Below are 15,803 nucleotides of genomic sequence, written 5' to 3' on the forward strand. Positions count from 1 at the left end.
GTCTCGGCTGAAAAAAATGAAAAACGCTCAGGCGCGCAAGTGTAACGCAGGGCTGCTGAAAATGGCCGGGTGTGGTGGTTTTTCAGCCAGCAAAGATTTTTTTACTTATTTTTGCCTTAAAAGCCCGCAAAACCTGACCAAAAGGAAAGTCAGAGGCGGATATTTGCTTGGCTCTGTGCTAGTTTTGCGCCGTCCTGCGCACTTCAGCGCGTCAGGCATGCAGTTTGTGTGCGTGCTGGCGAACCAATTTCAGGTTTCAGTATCTACATTTCTCGATTGATCGTGGCTGCCAATGGCCGACGTCGCACTCTGCAATCCATATGAATTTTATAGGGAAGGAACACTACATGGCTCTTACCAAAGACCAGTTGATCGCCGATATCGCAGACGCTATCGACGCGCCTAAGACCACTGCGCGTAACGCTCTCGAGCAGTTGGGCCAGATCGTTGCTGATCAACTGGAAAACGGTGCTGAAATTACCCTTCCAGGTATCGGCAAGCTGAAAGTCAGCGAGCGTCCGGCTCGCACTGGCCGCAACCCTTCGACTGGCGCTGCCATCGAAATCGCTGCCAAGAAAGTTGTCAAGTTCGTACCAGCCAAAGTGCTGAGCGACGCGATCAACAAGTAAGCATCCGCTTGCAACAAAAAAGCCGTGTACTGGGTCTCCTCCAGCCACGGCTTTTTTGTGAGTGACAGTCAGGCTTTTGGCCAGCGCTCGGCACGCCATCTGGCCTGTTCTTGCAGGTCATGAAAGGTCCAGGCCACGAAGCGGCTCTGTTTCTGGCCCTGGCCCATCTCCAGCACCTGCACAGCAAAGGCGCCGATCTTTTTCAGGTGTTGCTGGATCTGCGGCAGGTTGGCGGCCTTGGACACCAGGGTGCTGAACCACAGCACCTGTTCGGGGATCAGCGCGCTTTCGTCGATCATGCGGGTCACGAACGCGATCTCACCGCCTTCACACCACAACTCCTGGGCTTGACCACCGAAATTGAGTACCGGCAGCTTGCGCTTGGGGTCGGCTTTGCCCAGGGCTTTCCATTTGCGCTGGCTGCCCCGTGTCGCCTCTTCACGGGACGAATGGAACGGCGGGTTGCACATGCTCAGGTCAAAGCGCTCATCGGCGTCCAGCAGGCCGCTGAGGATGTGCTGGCGGTCGCTTTGCTGACGCAGCTCGATGGCCTTGCTCAGCTTGTTGGCCTTGACGATGGTCTGCGCGGCGGCGAGGGCGGTGTGGTCGATTTCCGAACCGGTGAAATGCCAGCCGTAGTCGGCATGGCCCAGCAGTGGATAGATGCAATTGGCGCCGGTGCCGATGTCCAGCACCTTGATCGCTGCGCCGCGTGGAATCTGCTCCTGATTGCTGCGGGCCAGCAGGTCGGCCAGCAAATGCAGATAGTCAGCCCGGCCGGGAATCGGTGGGCACAGGTAATCGGCCGGGATGTCCCAATGCGCGATCCGGTACTGGGCCTTGAGCAAGGCACGGTTGAAGACCCGCACCGCCTGCGGGTTGGCAAAGTCGATGCTTTGCTTGCCATAGGGGTTGAGGATAACGAAATCGGCCAGCTCCGGGCTGCTCTTGATCAGGGCCGCAAAGTCGTAACGGCCTTGATGGCGGTTGCGCGGGTGCAGAGTGGCCTTTTCCCGCGGGACGGCGGGTTTGGCCTGGCGTTGCGGTTTCTTGCGTGGCGGCTTGATGCGGTCGGTCATGGCGCGAGTCCGGCGGTGTCTGGCCTATTCGCGAGCAAGCTCGCTCCCACAAGGGGGAACGTGCTCGCGAATGCGTCAGCGCAGTGAATAAAAAAGCCAGCCCGTGAACGGGCTGGCTCGGTGTATCACGGCCTTACAGGCTACTGATACGGGCGTGCTGCTCGGCCAGCTTGGCCAGCGCCTGTTCGGCTTCGGCCAGTTTGGCGCGCTCTTTGGCGATTACGTCGGCAGGGGCCTTGTCGACGAAGGCAGCGTTGGACAATTTACCGCCCACGCGTTGCACTTCGCCTTGCAGACGCTGGATTTCCTTGTCCAGCCGCGCCAGCTCGGCGCCTTTGTCGATCAGCCCGGCCATTGGCACCAGCACCTGCATTTCGCCCACCAGGCCGGTGGCCGACAGCGGCGCTTCGGCACCGGGCTGCAGGACGGTGATCGATTCGAGCTTGGCCAGCTTCTTGAGCAGGTGCTCATTGTCGTGCAGGCGACGCACGTCTTCGGCGTTGCTGTTGCCCAGGAACAGTTGCAGCGGCTTGCCTGGGCCGATGTTCATTTCGCCACGGATGTTACGCACTGCCAGCATCAGGCCTTTGAGCCATTCGATGTCGCCTTCGGCGGCCTCGTCGATACGGGTCTCGTTGGCCACCGGCCATGGCTGGAGCATGATGGTCTTGCCTTCGGCACCGACCAGCGGCGCCAGGCGCTGCCAGATTTCTTCGGTGATGAATGGCATGAACGGATGGGCCAGGCGCAGGGCGACTTCCAGGACGCGCACCAGCGTGCGGCGGGTGCCGCGCTGGCGCTCGACCGATGCGTTCTCGTCCCACAACACGGGCTTGGACAGCTCCAGATACCAGTCGCAGTACTGGTTCCAGATGAACTCGTACAGCGCCTGGGCGGCCAGGTCGAAGCGGAACTGCTCCAATTGGCGGGTCACTTCGGCTTCGGTGCGTTGCAACTGGGAGATGATCCAGCGATCAGGCAGCGACAGCTCGTAGGCTTCGCCGTTCTGGCCACAGTCTTCACCCTTGTCCAGCACGTAGCGCGCAGCGTTCCAGATCTTGTTGCAGAAGTTGCGATAGCCCTCGACGCGGCCCATGTCGAACTTGATGTCGCGGCCGGTGGAGGCCAGCGAGCAGAAGGTGAAGCGCAGGGCGTCGGTGCCGTAGCTGGCGATACCTTCGGCAAACTCCTGACGGGTCTGCTTCTCGATCTTCTTGGCCAGTTGTGGCTGCATCAGGCCACTGGTGCGTTTTTGCACCAGGGTTTCCAGGTCGATGCCGTCGACGATGTCCAGCGGGTCAAGCACGTTGCCCTTGGACTTGGACATCTTCTGGCCCTGGCCGTCACGCACCAGACCGTGGACGTAGACGGTCTTGAACGGAACCTGAGCGGTGCCGTCGTCATTTTTCACCAGGTGCATGGTGAGCATGATCATCCGCGCAACCCAGAAGAAGATGATGTCGAAGCCGGTGACCAGCACGTCGGTGGAGTGGAAGGTCTTCAGTGCTTCGGTCTTCTCTGGCCAGCCGAGGGTGGAGAAGGTCCACAGGCCCGAGCTGAACCAGGTGTCGAGCACGTCGTTGTCCTGATTCAGAACCACGTCGGCGCCCAGGTTGTTCTTGGCCCGCACTTCGGCTTCGTCGCGACCGACATAGACCTTGCCGGACTGGTCGTACCAGGCCGGAATACGGTGACCCCACCACAGCTGACGGCTGATGCACCAGTCCTGGATGTCGCGCATCCAGGAGAAGTACATGTTCTCGTACTGCTTGGGCACAAACTGGATGCGGCCGTCTTCGACGGCGGCGATGGCAGGCTCGGCCAGTGGCTTGGTCGACACGTACCACTGGTCGGTCAGCCATGGCTCGATGACGGTGCCGGAGCGGTCGCCTTTCGGCACTTTCAGCGCGTGGTCATCGACACTGACCAGCAGGCCGGCAGCGTCGAAGGCGGCGACGATCTGCTTGCGTGCCTCGAAGCGGTCCAGGCCGGCGAATTGCGCGGGCAGGGCGCTGTCCAGGCTCTCGTTGAGGCTGCCATCGATGTTGAACACCTGGGCCTTGGCCAGCACCACAGCGTTTTTGTCGAAGATGTTGATCAGCGGCAGGTTGTGACGCTTGCCGACTTCATAGTCGTTGAAGTCATGGGCCGGGGTCATCTTCACGCAGCCGGTGCCGAACTCAGGGTCGCAATAGTCATCGGCAATGATCGGAATGCGACGCCCTACCAGCGGCAGCTCGACAAACTTGCCGATCAGTGCCTGGTAGCGTTCGTCAGCCGGGTTAACGGCCACCGCCGAATCACCCAGCATGGTTTCCGGGCGCGTCGTGGCGACCACCAGGTAGTCTTTGCCTTCGGCGGTTTTTGCACCGTCAGCCAGCGGGTAACGCAGGTTCCACAGGTGACCTTTCTCGTCGTGGTTTTCCACTTCCAGGTCAGAAATCGCGGTGTGCAGCTTGGTGTCCCAGTTCACCAGGCGTTTGCCACGGTAGATCAGGCCGTCTTCGTAGAGGCGCACGAAGGCTTCCTGGACGGCGGCCGACATGCCGTCGTCCATGGTGAAACGCTCACGGGACCAGTCCACCGAAGAACCCAGACGGCGGATCTGGCGGCTGATGTTGCCACCGGACTCGGCTTTCCATTCCCAGATCTTGTCGAGGAACTTCTCGCGGCCCAGCTCATGGCGGTTCAGGCCTTGGGCTTCAAGGCGCCGCTCGACCAGCATCTGGGTGGCGATACCGGCGTGATCGGTGCCTGGTTGCCACAGGGTGTTGCGGCCCTGCATGCGGCGGAAACGGATCAGCGCGTCCATGATCGCGTTATTGAAGCCATGGCCCATGTGCAGGCTGCCGGTCACGTTCGGCGGCGGGATCATGATGGTGTACGAGTCACCCGAGCCCTGCGGAGCGAAGTAGTTCTCGGACTCCCAGGTCTGGTACCAGGAAGTTTCGATGGCGTGCGGCTGGTAAGTCTTGTCCATGCGCGGCGGGAACCTGTGGCATTGATTCGGAAACCGGCAAGTATACCCCTGTGGTGGAGCTGCAAGCCACCAGTGGCAAGCGCCAGGCCCAAAGCGGCGATTGGGTTGAATCAGCCGCTATGGGTTGCTGGGCTCAGTTTTTATTGCCGGTGCTGGCCAGCAGTCGTTCCAGCCGTGCTTCAAGACGCCGCTTGATCTCGGTTTCGATATGCGGGGCGAAGTCGCTGATGACGTCCTGCATGATCAATTGCGCGGCCGAGCGCAGCTCGCTGTCCAGGTGCAGCAGGGCGTCGACACTGGGCGGTACGTCGGGGGTGGGGGCTTCGGCGGCGGGCAGCGCTGCTGTAGCCTGTTGTGCGGGGGCAGCGTCAGCCGGGTCGGCAAGGTGTACCGGCGGCTGGGGCGGGCTTTCGACCACATCGAACAGCAACGGGATCTGTTCTTCGTAGTGAACCGTTTCGGTCAGCAGGGGCGGTTGCAGGTTCTCGTCGCCGAGCAGCTTGCGGATCGATTCGAGATCGTCCAGCAGATGCGCGGATTCAGCTTTTTTTGAAGTATCCATCGTTTACTCAAAGACGCTGTAGTCGGTGGTCTTGCGGAGCATAGCCCTGTTCGCGGTAGCTGCGAAAACAGGTCCGCGCCGCCTGGCGAACAGCCGGGTCTTCGATTACGACCTCGGCAACCCGGGCAAATTGCTTGAAAAATGCCGGGATCTGCAAATCGAGGTTGATCAGCAGATCCCGATGCTCGCCCGCAGCATCGCCCAGGCCCAGAACCACGGGGGCCTGGTGGTCAGTTTCGGCATCGCCGTGGGGCACGAAGCTTTCGCCCTTGAAGCGCCACAGGCGCGCGTCGAGATCATCGCGCTGGGCGGCGTCACTGCAATGCAGGTAGACCCGATGGCCAAGCCGCCAGGCCTTCTCCGTGAGCTTGCAGGCAAAGTCCAGCCGGGCCTCGCTGGCCGGGCTGGGTAAAATATAGAAGTCGATCTGGGGCATGTCAGTTCCGCAAACGGCCGCGCCCGCATTGATACAGGCCCATCAGGCGCGGCAGGTTGATCAAACGCCCGAGCGGTCCAGCAGGTACTGGGTCAGCAGGGGAACCGGACGTCCAGTGGCGCCCTTGTCCTTGCCGCCGCTGGTCCAGGCGGTGCCGGCGATGTCCAGGTGTGCCCAGTTGTAGCTCTTGGTGAAGCGCGACAGGAAGCAGGCGGCGGTGATGGTGCCGCCTTTCGGGCCGCCGATGTTGGCGATATCGGCGAACGGGCTGTCGAGCTGCTCCTGGTACTCATCGAACAGCGGCAGTTGCCAGGCGCGGTCGTCCGCCAGCTTGCCGGCATCGAGCAGTTGGTTGATCAGGCCATCGTTGTTGCCCAGCAGGCCGCTGGTGTGGGCGCCCAGGGCGACCACGCAGGCGCCGGTCAGGGTTGCGATGTCGATGACCGCCTGCGGCTTGAAGCGCTCGGCGTAGGTCAGTGCGTCGCACAGCACCAGGCGGCCTTCAGCGTCGGTATTGAGAATCTCGACGGTCTGGCCGCTCATGGTGGTGACGATGTCGCCAGGGCGGGTCGCGGTGCCGCTCGGCATGTTCTCGGCTGCGGCAATGATGCCCACCACGTTGATCGGCAGTTGCAGCTCCAGTACCGCGCGCAGGGTGCCGAATACGCTGGCGGCGCCGCACATGTCGTACTTCATTTCATCCATGGCTGCGGCGGGCTTGATGCTGATGCCGCCGGTGTCGAAGGTAATGCCTTTGCCGACCAGCACGAAGGGTTTGTCGTTCTTCTTGGCGCCCTGATAGTTCATCACGATCAGGCGTGGTGGCTGCGCGCTGCCCTGGGCCACGGCGAGGAACGAGCCCATGCCCAGTTCCTTGAGTTTTTTCTCGTCGAAGACTTCGACCTTGAGATTCTTGTGCGCCTTGCCCAGCGCCTTGGCCTGCTCGCCCAGGTAAGTCGGGTGGCAGATGTTTGGCGGCAGGTTGCCCAGGTCGCGGGTCAGCGACATGCCGCTGGCGATGCCGCGGGCGTGGGCCACGCCGCTTTCTACCTGCGCAGTGCTGGCCTTGGCAGTCAGCAGGGTGATCTTCTTCAGGCTGCGCGCTTCGGCTTTCTGGCTCTTGAAACGGTCAAAGACATAGCCGCCGTCGAACAGGGTTTCGGCCAGCAGGCGGGTCTTGCCGTAGGTTTCGCGGTGCTTGACCTTGAGTTCGTCCAGGGCCAGTGCGGCATCGCTGCCGCCCAGGCCTTTGAGGGTGCCGAGAATGCCGGCAATCACCTTGCGGAACTGACGGTCAGACAGCTCTTCATCCTTGCCCACACCGACCAGCAACACGCGCTCGGCCTTGAGGTTCGGCAGGCTGTGCAGCAGCAGGCTCTGGCCAACCTTGCCGGCCAGGTCACCGCGTTTGAGCACGGCGCTCAGGGCGCCACCGCTCAGGGCGTCGACACTCTTGGCTGCCGCACCCAGCGTCCGGCCTTCGCCCACGGCGACAACCAGCGTTGCGGTTTTCAGGGTTTCTGGGCTAACGCTTTTAACAACCAATTCCATGTCGGGTCCCCGAATGACTGTGAACTTTGCAAATGAATGAGGTAGGTGGCACGCGCCGTCCTGTGTCAAAGGTCTGGCGGATAGACTGACCCGCAGTTTGACCCTGCGATGTAACCGCTGACAACCCCGTAACGCATTTGTAGGAGATGGCTGAACGAACTATCCCCGTCGTTAAGTGACAGAAGGAGTCAATCACAGGATAATGCCGCATATTTTTTCCGGACCGTGCAGCCTGCTGCATGATTCCTTTACCGTGGCTCGTCTTTTTCCTTGTCTGGCCGCCGCTGCCTGGCAAATCTGGAGTGTCTGGTTTGATCGTCTTTCGTTATCTGTCCCGTGAAGTGCTGGTTACGCTGAGCGCCGTCAGCGCCGTGCTGCTGGTGATTATCATGAGCGGGCGCTTCATCAAGTACCTGGCCCAGGCTGCCTCCGGCGCACTGGACCCTGGCGTGCTGTTCATGATCATGGGCTTTCGCCTGCCGGGGTTTCTGCAGTTGATTCTGCCGCTGGGCCTGTTTCTGGGCATCCTGCTGGCCTACGGGCGCCTGTATCTGGAAAGCGAAATGACCGTGCTGGCGGCCACCGGCATGAGCCAGCAACGCCTGCTGGCGATTACCCTGGGCCCGGCGACGCTGGTCGCGCTGCTGGTGGCCTGGCTGAGCTTCAGCCTGGCACCGCAGGGTGCCTCGCAATTTGCCGTGCTGATCAACAAGCAGGACGCCCTGACCGAGTTCGACACACTGGTGCCGGGCCGCTTCCAGGCCTTGCGCGACGGCACCCGCATCACCTATACCCAAGAGCTGTCCGAAGACCGCACCCAGTTGGGCGGTGTGTTCATCTCCGAGCGGCGGATGTCCGACGACAAGAGCGAGGAACGGGGCATTACCGTACTGGTTGCCGAGAAGGGCCGTCAGGAAGTGCGCCCGGACGGCAGTCGCTTCCTGGTGCTGGAGAACGGCTACCGCTACGACGGCAACCCTGGCGAGGCCAATTACCGGGCCATTCAGTACGACACCTATGGTGCGATGCTGCCCAAGCCTGAGATCAGTGCCGAAGTCACCGAACGCGATGCGATCCCGAGCAGCGAGCTGTTCGGCAACGACACGCCGCGCTACCAGGCCGAACTGCACTGGCGCATCTCGCTGCCGATCCTGGTGTTCATCGTGACCCTGATGGCGGTGCCGCTGGCGCGGGTCAACCCGCGCCAGGGCCGTTACCTGAAACTCTTGCCGGCGATTCTTCTGTACATGGCTTACCTGACGATACTCATCGCCGTTCGCGGCGCCCTTGAAAAGGGCAAGCTGCCCATGGCGCTGGGCATGTGGTGGGTTCACGCGCTGTTTCTGGCGATCGGCGTGGGGCTGATGTACTGGGAGCCGTTACGCCTGAAACTGGCCGCCCGCCGCACGGCCGGGGAGGTGGCTCATGGTTAAGCTCGATCGTTACATCGGCAAGAGCGTCTTCATGGCGATCCTTGCCGTACTGGGCATTATCCTGGGGCTGGCCTCGCTGTTCGCTTTCATCGACGAAATGGGCGATCTGGGTGACAACTACACGTTGCTCGATGCCGGCTCGTTCGTGCTGTTCACTGCGCCGCGCCGGGTCTATGAAATGCTGCCAATGGCGGCGCTGATCGGTTGCCTGATCGGCCTTGGTACCCTGGCCAGCAGCAGCGAGCTGACCATCATGCGCGCTGCCGGTGTGTCCATCGGACGTATCGTCTGGGCGGTCATGAAGCCGATGCTGGCGCTGATGCTGGTCGGCGTATTGGTTGGCGAATATGTGGCGCCCTACGCCGAGAGCAAGGCCCAGGCCGACCGCTCGCTGGCACAGGGCACCGGTAACTCGCAGAGCGCCAAGCATGGCCTGTGGCACCGCCAGGGTGATGAGTTCATTCACATCAACAGCGTCCAGCCCAATGGCTTGATGTACGGGGTGACCCGTTATCGCTTCGACGATCAGCGCCATATGCTGAGCGCCAGCTTCGCCCGTCAGGCCAGCTATCACGAGAACTACTGGGAGCTGAGCGACATCAGCACCACGCATTTCCGTGAAGGGCATACCGAAGTGATCAAGACCCCGAATGAGCGCTGGGATGTTTCCCTCAGCCCGCAACTGCTCAGCACGGTGATCATGCCGCCGGAGTCGCTGTCGATCACCGGGCTGTGGAGCTACGCGCATTATCTGGCTGAGCAGGGGCTCAACAACGGCCGTTACTGGCTGGCGTTCTGGACCAAGGTGCTGCAACCGGCGGTTACTGTGGCGCTGGTGCTGATGGCGATTTCGTTCATCTTCGGCCCATTGCGCTCGGTGACCCTTGGGCAGCGGGTATTCACCGGTGTGCTGGTGGGCTTTGTATTTCGCATCGCCCAGGATTTGCTCGGCCCGTCGAGCCTGGTGTTTGGCTTCTCGCCGTTGTTTGCGGTGCTGGTCCCGGCGGCGATTTGTGCCTTGGCCGGGGTGTGGCTGCTGCGTAGGGCGGGTTGATCTGAACAGTCAGTGCACGCCCTTTTGTGGGAGGCCGGCTCTGCTGGCGGCTGCTGTGCAGGATCACCGCTGAATCTGGCTGGCCTGTAGCTGACGTTAAAGGGCGTTGCCGCAGTTGACTGGGCTGCGGCGACGCCAAACCTGTCGCCCGCCAGGGCGAAGCAGGGCGGGCGAAAACACCTGCGCCAGTGCTGTCAAACGACCCGAACATCACCCAGCTGTACGCTTGGGCAATCTCACCAACTGACTGTTCGAATAGATGTCATGCCAGGTCCGCCCCTGCTTGTCATACAGCGCCCACACAAACCCCGCCCCAAGACACAACCCTGAGGCAATTGCCACCATGAAGCGCAGCAGCGCCTGGGTCAGACTGATCGCGCTGCCATCGGCATTCTGCACACGCACCCCCCACGCTTGCATGCCCAGCGTCTGGCCCGCATGGGTCCAGAACTTGGCAAAGAACGCAAAGGTCACCAGCAACAGCAGCGAAGACAGCACAGGGTCGCCATCCATTGCCCCGGACTCGGTCAGCTCACGCAAGCGCGCTTCACCGACAAAAGCCATCCAGATCAACTTGTAGATAAAGGCAGTGACGATTTGCACGGCCAGGCACAGCAGCAAGTCATAACTGATCGCCGCGAGGCGGCGTAACAGGCCAGCGGGCGGGAAGGGGCCTTCAGGCTTGAGCAGGCGGGTAGACATGGCAAGGCCTCGTTGACGAAGAGGCACTTATGGTAGCGGGGTTGGCCAATAAAAAAGCCCCTGGTAAGTCAATACCAGGGGCTTTTGGCGATCAGGCAGTTGCTTAGGCTTCTGCGATCACTTCGTCAGCCTGCATGCCTTTCTGGCCTTGCACGGCGATGAAGGTCACTTTCTGGCCTTCTTTCAGGCTCTTGAAGCCGTTGCCCTGAATCGCGCGGAAATGCACGAACAGATCCGGACCGCTCTCAGGAGTGATAAAACCAAAACCTTTCTCGTCGTTGAACCACTTAACGGTGCCGCTCTGACGTTGGGACATTTTCTTATTTCCTTGACGCTTGAATTAATGACAGCCTCTTTCGGCCGGAAATGCCAAAAAAGTACTGGGGCTGGTTGCAGGAAGTAAGAAACGTAGAACGGGTGTAGCAAAGCTTTGAGCTACTGCCCAGGTCCAGATTCAGCGACCTATGCAAACACAGTCAGGGCACTCTACGCCAACTCTCGTTACAAAAACAAGCCCCCGCGAAGCCCCGGATTTTAAAGGGCTTGAGCAGCACCCAAAGAAAATTCACCGGCTTGGGGCAAGTCGCATATCTGGCCTGCTTTGTGCACTTGGGCGGTGCACAAAACAGACCATTCGATGTTATTGCAGAACCATGAAAGATCATCGACAAAGCTGTGACGACTGCAGGCATGCAGCTGGTTTTTTGGCGCTGCGCTTAGCCGCGGAAGTAACGTTGCGCAACAAAAGGCATTTTTGCCACTTTCATCGGCACCTGCTTGCCACGGACCAGCGCCCAGACCGGGGTATCAAGAGCGCTGAAGGCGCTGTCCAGATAGCCCATCGCCAGGGGCCCGCCCAGGCTTGGACCGAAGCCACCACTGCTGACCTGGCCGATTTCCCGTCCCTGATCGTCGACGATTTGCGTGCCTTCGCGCACGGGAGTGCGCTCCTGCGGCAACAAACCGACGCGCTTGCGGCTCACGCCTTCCTGTTGTTGGGCGAAGATGCGCTCGGCCCCCGGAAAGCCTCCGGCACGTTCGGCGCCGGCGCGACGAGCCTTGGAAATCGCCCATAGCAGGCTGGCTTCCACGGGAGAAGTGTCACTATTCATGTCATGACCATACAAACACAGGCCGGCTTCCAGGCGCAGTGAATCCCGCGCACCGAGGCCGATGGCCTCGACTTCCGGTTCGGCCAGCAGGCGCCGGGCCAGCGCTTCGGCGGCGCTGGCCGGCACTGAAATCTCGTAACCGTCTTCGCCGGTGTAGCCTGAGCGGCTGACATAGCAGTCGCTGCCCAGGATCGTCACGCTGGCAAACTGCATGAAGGTCATGCTGGCCACTTGCGGCGCCAGACGTGCAAGGACAGCGGCGGCTTGCGGGCCTTGCAGGGCAAGCAGGGCACGTTGCTCAAACAGCTCTTCTATCTCGCACTGGTTGCCCAGGTGTTGACGCAAGTGCGCCAGGTCCTGCTGTTTGCAGGCGGCGTTGACCACCAGCAGCAATTGCTCTGCGCTGAGCCGGGCAACCATCAGATCGTCGAGAATCCCGCCGTCTTCGTTGGTGAACAGCGCATAGCGCTGCATGCCCTGCGGCAGATCGATGATGTCCACCGGCACCAGGCTTTCCAGCGCGCGGGCGGCGTCTTTGCCGGTGAGCAGGATCTGGCCCATGTGCGAGACATCGAACAGGCCGGCCTGGGCGCGAGTGTGCAGGTGTTCTTTCATGACGCCGAGCGGGTATTGCACCGGCATTTCATAACCGGCGAATGGCACCATCCTGGCGCCCAGTTCGCGGTGCAGGCTGTGCAGCGGGGTGGTCAGCAGCGGTTGATCAGACATGGTCGATTCCTGAATGCGAATGTGCGGGCCTGTCCCGGAAAACCGGGGCAGGCCTGCCAGAGAAGCAACTGAGCGAGACGATCAGGCTTGCTGATAGCTCTCGATGGACGGGCAGGAGCAGACCAGGTTGCGGTCGCCGTAGACGTTGTCGACCCGCCCGACCGGTGGCCAGTACTTGCCGTCGACCAGCGAAGCCACCGGATAGACCGCCTGTTCGCGGCTGTAAGGGTGATCCCATTGGCCGGTCAGCTCGGCAGCGGTATGCGGTGCGTTTTTCAGCGGGTTATCGTCTTTGTCCAGACTGCCGTTTTCCACCGCACGGATTTCTTCACGGATGGCGATCATCGCTGTGCAGAACCGGTCGAGTTCTTCCTTGGCTTCGCTCTCGGTCGGTTCGATCATCAGCGTGCCGGCCACCGGGAACGACATGGTCGGTGCGTGGAAGCCAAAATCGATCAGGCGCTTGGCCACATCGTCGACGGTGATGCCGCTGCTGTCCTTGAGCGGCCGCAGGTCAAGAATGCACTCGTGGGCGACCAGGCCGTTGCTGCCGGTGTACAGCACCGGATAGTGCTCTTCCAGGCGCCGGGCAATGTAGTTGGCATTGAGAATGGCCATCTGCGAGGCGCGCTTGAGGCCTTCGCCGCCCATCATGCGGATGTACATCCAGGTGATCGGCAGGATGCTGGCGCTGCCGAACGGTGCGGCGCATACCGCGCCCTGTTGCTGTTCCAGGTGACGGTGCCCCGGCAGGAATGGCGCCAGATGCGCTTTGACGCCGATCGGGCCGACGCCCGGGCCGCCGCCGCCATGGGGAATGCAGAAGGTCTTGTGCAGGTTCAGGTGCGACACGTCACCGCCGAACTTGCCCGGTGCGCAGAGGCCGACCATGGCATTCATGTTGGCGCCGTCGATGTACACCTGGCCGCCGTTGTCATGCACGATGGCGCAGATTTCGCGAATGCCTTCCTCAAACACACCGTGGGTCGACGGGTAGGTGATCATCAGCGCAGCGAGTTTGTCGCGGTGTTCGACAGCCTTGGCGCGCAGGTCTTCGATATCGACGTTGCCGCGCGCATCGCAGGCGGTCACCACCACGCGCATGCCGGCCATCTGGGCGGTGGCCGGGTTGGTGCCGTGGGCAGAGGACGGGATCAGGCATACGTCACGGTCCTGGTCACCACGGCTCTGGTGATAGGCACGGATCGCCAGCAGGCCGGCGTATTCGCCCTGCGAGCCGGCGTTGGGCTGCAACGACACCGCGTCATAACCGGTGGCCGCGCAGAGCATGGCCTGCAGTTCGTCGGTCATCAGTTGGTAACCGGCGCTTTGTTCGGCCGGGGCGAACGGGTGCAGGTTGCCGAACTCGGCCCAGGTCACCGGGATCATTTCGCTGGCGGCGTTGAGCTTCATGGTGCACGAGCCCAGCGGGATCATGCTGCGGTCCAGCGCCAGGTCCTTGTCGGCCAGTTTGCGCAGGTAGCGCATCAGTTCGGTTTCGGAGTGGTAACGGTTGAACACCGGGTGATCGAGAATCGCCGACTGGCGCAGCAGGCCGTGGGGCAGACGCGAGGTGGCGCTGGCCGCCAGGCTGTCAAAGTCCGGCAGCGCCTGACCGTCAGTGGCCAGCAGTGCCCACAGGGCTTTGATGTCGTCCGGGGAGGTGGTTTCGTCGAACGACAGGCCCAGATGCGTGCTGTCGACTTCGCGCAGGTTGATGTTCTGGCTGCGGGCGCGGCCATGCAGTTCAGCGGTGCGGGCGCCGGTGGTGAGGGTCAGGGTGTCGAAGAAGAACTCCTGCTCGGCTTTCAGGCCCAGCGGGTTCAGGCCGGCGGCGAAAATCGCGGTCAGGCGGTGCACGCGGTTGGCGATGCGGGTCAGGCCACGTGGGCCATGGTAGACGGCATACATGCTGGCGATATTGGCCAGCAGCACTTGGGCGGTGCAGATGTTGCTGGTGGCCTTCTCACGGCGAATATGTTGCTCGCGGGTCTGCATGGCCAGGCGCAGTGCTTGCTGGCCGTGGCGATCGACCGAAACACCGACCAGACGGCCGGGCATGTCGCGCTTGAACGCATCACGGGTCGAGAAGTACGCCGCATGCGGGCCGCCGAAGCCCAGCGGCACGCCGAAGCGTTGTGCGGTGCCGATCGCCACGTCGGCGCCGAACTCGCCGGGCGGGGTCAACAGGGTCAGGGCCAGCAGGTCGGCAGCCACGGCCACCAGCGCATTGGCGCTGTGCAAGCGTGCGATCAACTCGCTGTAGTCGAACACATCACCATTGCTGGCCGGGTATTGCAGCAAGGCGCCGAAGTAATCGCTGACATCGCCCAGCTCGGCTTCGTCAGCCACCACCACGGTGATGCCTAGCGGCTCGGCGCGGGTGCGCAGCACGTCGAGGGTCTGCGGGTGGCAATGGATGGAGGCAAAGAATTGCTGGCTGCCCTTGTTCTTGCTCAAGCGCTTGCAGAAGGTCATGGCTTCGGCAGCGGCAGTGGCTTCATCAAGCAAGGAGGCGTTGGCGATTGGCAGGCCGGTCAGGTCGCTGATCAGGGTCTGGAAATTCAGCAGCGCCTCAAGGCGGCCTTGGGAAATTTCTGGCTGGTAGGGGGTGTAGGCGGTGTACCAGGCCGGGTTTTCCAGCAGGTTGCGCAGGATCGGCGCCGGTGTGTGGGTGTTGTAGTAGCCCTGGCCGATGTAGGTCTTGAACAGCTGGTTCTGCCCGGCAATGGCTTTGAGCGACGCCAGCGCGTCAGCTTCGCTTTGCCCGGCCGGCAGGTTCAGCACGCTGCTGCCCTTGATGCTCTCCGGAATCACGCTGGCTGTCAGTGCTTCCAGCGAGTCGTAGCCCAGCGTCTGCAGCATGGCCGCCTCGTCCGCTGCACGCGGGCCGATGTGGCGGTCGATGAATTCGTTGTTGGTGCTGAGCTCGATGCGATCACTCATGACGTGCTCCTCAGGCTTCGGCGTTGGCTTGGATCAGGCGGTCGTACGCGTCCTGATCGAGCAAGGTATGGATAGCGCTGGCGTCGGCCGGCACAAAGCGGAAGAACCAGCCGGCGCCCAGAGCGTCCTCGTTGACCTGCTCAGGGGTCTCGCTAAGCGCCTGGTTGACCTCGACCACTTCGCCATCGAGGGGCATGTACAGGCTGCTGGCGGCCTTGACCGATTCCACCACCGACACTTCGGCGTGTTGAGTGTAGGTCTGTAATTCGGGAAGTTGCACAAAGACCACGTCACCGAGCGAATTCTGGGCATAAGGCGTGATACCGACTGTGATGCTGCCATCGGCTTCGGTTCTCAGCCATTCGTGTTCAACGGTGAATCGCAACTCGCTCATAAAAACTCCTGGGGGGGCGACGGCATGCTGCATGGGCATGCCCTATGTCGCTCATCTAGCAAGTTTCTGACCAATTACATTTTTTCTATATAAATCAATGGTTTGAGAGTTTTTTGAGGAAGGTTGGCTTATTGCTCTGTAACGATTTCGATACGAAACTGTTAGCAGGCGTCGCAACCGATGGTTGCAGGCCTTG

The 15,803-nt window shown here is 61.5% G+C and carries 14 protein-coding genes; 4 read left to right on the forward strand and 10 right to left on the reverse strand.

Annotated features, from left to right (window positions below; all coding sequences use genetic code 11):
• Positions 1-16: 16 nt before the first annotated feature.
• Entirely contained in the window at positions 17-280 is a 264-nt protein-coding gene (locus NJC38_RS04710; protein WP_253111800.1) for a hypothetical protein, read from the forward strand.
• A 67-nt stretch (positions 281-347) separates the two neighbouring features.
• The gene (locus NJC38_RS04715) at positions 348-629 is read left to right on the forward strand and encodes an HU family DNA-binding protein (protein ID WP_045482913.1); all 282 of its coding nucleotides are present in this window, start codon (positions 348-350) and stop codon (positions 627-629) included.
• 68 nt (positions 630-697) lie between these two features.
• Here the strand turns inward: NJC38_RS04715 and rlmF are convergent, their stop codons facing one another.
• The 5 genes from rlmF to NJC38_RS04740 all read right to left on the reverse strand — a co-directional run bounded on the left by rlmF (position 698) and on the right by NJC38_RS04740 (position 7,237).
• Positions 698-1,708, reverse strand: coding sequence for a 23S rRNA (adenine(1618)-N(6))-methyltransferase RlmF (gene rlmF, locus NJC38_RS04720; RefSeq protein WP_253111801.1), 1,011 nt, complete (start codon positions 1,706-1,708; stop codon positions 698-700).
• A 133-nt stretch (positions 1,709-1,841) separates the two neighbouring features.
• Positions 1,842-4,688: a valine--tRNA ligase gene (locus tag NJC38_RS04725; RefSeq protein WP_253111802.1), complete on the reverse strand. Its 2,847-nt coding sequence runs from the start codon at positions 4,686-4,688 to the stop codon at positions 1,842-1,844.
• A gap of 133 nt (positions 4,689-4,821) precedes the next feature.
• The gene (locus tag NJC38_RS04730) at positions 4,822-5,250 is read right to left on the reverse strand and encodes a DNA polymerase III subunit chi (protein ID WP_253111803.1); all 429 of its coding nucleotides are present in this window, start codon (positions 5,248-5,250) and stop codon (positions 4,822-4,824) included.
• 7 nt (positions 5,251-5,257) lie between these two features.
• Positions 5,258-5,686 carry a DNA polymerase III subunit chi gene (locus NJC38_RS04735; RefSeq protein ID WP_253111804.1) on the reverse strand — a complete coding sequence of 143 codons (429 nt, stop codon included), beginning with the start codon at positions 5,684-5,686 and terminating at the stop codon, positions 5,258-5,260.
• A 60-nt stretch (positions 5,687-5,746) separates the two neighbouring features.
• Positions 5,747-7,237 (reverse strand): leucyl aminopeptidase, encoded by a 1,491-nt coding sequence (locus tag NJC38_RS04740; protein WP_045482899.1) that lies wholly within the window; start codon positions 7,235-7,237, stop codon positions 5,747-5,749.
• 311 nt (positions 7,238-7,548) lie between these two features.
• Between NJC38_RS04740 and lptF the strand changes: the two genes are divergently transcribed.
• Together lptF and lptG are read left to right on the forward strand one after the other, a co-directional pair.
• Positions 7,549-8,670 (forward strand): LPS export ABC transporter permease LptF, encoded by a 1,122-nt coding sequence (gene lptF, locus NJC38_RS04745; protein ID WP_253111805.1) that lies wholly within the window; start codon positions 7,549-7,551, stop codon positions 8,668-8,670.
• On the forward strand, positions 8,663-9,724 hold the full coding sequence (lptG, locus tag NJC38_RS04750; RefSeq protein WP_045482893.1) for an LPS export ABC transporter permease LptG: 1,062 nt from the start codon (positions 8,663-8,665) through the stop codon (positions 9,722-9,724). Before lptF ends, lptG begins: the two co-directional genes overlap by 8 nt.
• A 210-nt stretch (positions 9,725-9,934) precedes the next feature.
• Here lptG and NJC38_RS04755 read toward each other — a convergent pair whose 3' ends face one another.
• From NJC38_RS04755 to gcvH, 5 genes are all read right to left on the reverse strand, one after another.
• Positions 9,935-10,426 (reverse strand): RDD family protein, encoded by a 492-nt coding sequence (locus NJC38_RS04755; RefSeq protein ID WP_253111806.1) that lies wholly within the window; start codon positions 10,424-10,426, stop codon positions 9,935-9,937.
• Positions 10,427-10,529: 103 nt separating this feature from the next.
• Positions 10,530-10,742 (reverse strand): cold-shock protein, encoded by a 213-nt coding sequence (locus tag NJC38_RS04760; RefSeq protein ID WP_010220199.1) that lies wholly within the window; start codon positions 10,740-10,742, stop codon positions 10,530-10,532.
• Positions 10,743-11,142: 400 nt separating this feature from the next.
• Positions 11,143-12,267, reverse strand: a complete 1,125-nt coding sequence (gene gcvT / locus NJC38_RS04765) for a glycine cleavage system aminomethyltransferase GcvT (RefSeq protein ID WP_253111807.1) — start codon at positions 12,265-12,267, stop codon at positions 11,143-11,145.
• Positions 12,268-12,348: 81 nt separating this feature from the next.
• Positions 12,349-15,213, reverse strand: coding sequence for an aminomethyl-transferring glycine dehydrogenase (gene gcvP, locus NJC38_RS04770; RefSeq protein ID WP_253111808.1), 2,865 nt, complete (start codon positions 15,211-15,213; stop codon positions 12,349-12,351).
• Positions 15,214-15,223: 10 nt separating this feature from the next.
• Positions 15,224-15,607, reverse strand: coding sequence for a glycine cleavage system protein GcvH (gcvH, locus tag NJC38_RS04775; RefSeq protein ID WP_045482884.1), 384 nt, complete (start codon positions 15,605-15,607; stop codon positions 15,224-15,226).
• Positions 15,608-15,803 lie beyond the last annotated feature (196 nt).

This window comes from Pseudomonas sp. 21LCFQ010 (assembly GCF_024129905.1).
Lineage (GTDB): Bacteria > Pseudomonadota > Gammaproteobacteria > Pseudomonadales > Pseudomonadaceae > Aquipseudomonas.

What these genes read in the sequence shown, in the direction of transcription:
- NJC38_RS04710 (WP_253111800.1), top strand. Translation starts at nt 17, where the DNA reads ATGAAAAACGCTCAGGCGCGCAAGTGTAACGCAGGGCTGCTGAAAATG.
- NJC38_RS04715 (WP_045482913.1), top strand. Translation starts at nt 348, where the DNA reads ATGGCTCTTACCAAAGACCAGTTGATCGCCGATATCGCAGACGCTATC.
- rlmF (WP_253111801.1), bottom strand. Translation starts at nt 1,708, where the DNA reads ATGACCGACCGCATCAAGCCGCCACGCAAGAAACCGCAACGCCAGGCC.
- NJC38_RS04725 (WP_253111802.1), bottom strand. Translation starts at nt 4,688, where the DNA reads ATGGACAAGACTTACCAGCCGCACGCCATCGAAACTTCCTGGTACCAG.
- NJC38_RS04730 (WP_253111803.1), bottom strand. Translation starts at nt 5,250, where the DNA reads ATGGATACTTCAAAAAAAGCTGAATCCGCGCATCTGCTGGACGATCTC.
- NJC38_RS04735 (WP_253111804.1), bottom strand. Translation starts at nt 5,686, where the DNA reads ATGCCCCAGATCGACTTCTATATTTTACCCAGCCCGGCCAGCGAGGCC.
- NJC38_RS04740 (WP_045482899.1), bottom strand. Translation starts at nt 7,237, where the DNA reads ATGGAATTGGTTGTTAAAAGCGTTAGCCCAGAAACCCTGAAAACCGCA.
- lptG (WP_045482893.1), top strand. Translation starts at nt 8,663, where the DNA reads ATGGTTAAGCTCGATCGTTACATCGGCAAGAGCGTCTTCATGGCGATC.
- NJC38_RS04755 (WP_253111806.1), bottom strand. Translation starts at nt 10,426, where the DNA reads ATGTCTACCCGCCTGCTCAAGCCTGAAGGCCCCTTCCCGCCCGCTGGC.
- NJC38_RS04760 (WP_010220199.1), bottom strand. Translation starts at nt 10,742, where the DNA reads ATGTCCCAACGTCAGAGCGGCACCGTTAAGTGGTTCAACGACGAGAAA.
- gcvT (WP_253111807.1), bottom strand. Translation starts at nt 12,267, where the DNA reads ATGTCTGATCAACCGCTGCTGACCACCCCGCTGCACAGCCTGCACCGC.
- gcvP (WP_253111808.1), bottom strand. Translation starts at nt 15,213, where the DNA reads ATGAGTGATCGCATCGAGCTCAGCACCAACAACGAATTCATCGACCGC.
- gcvH (WP_045482884.1), bottom strand. Translation starts at nt 15,607, where the DNA reads ATGAGCGAGTTGCGATTCACCGTTGAACACGAATGGCTGAGAACCGAA.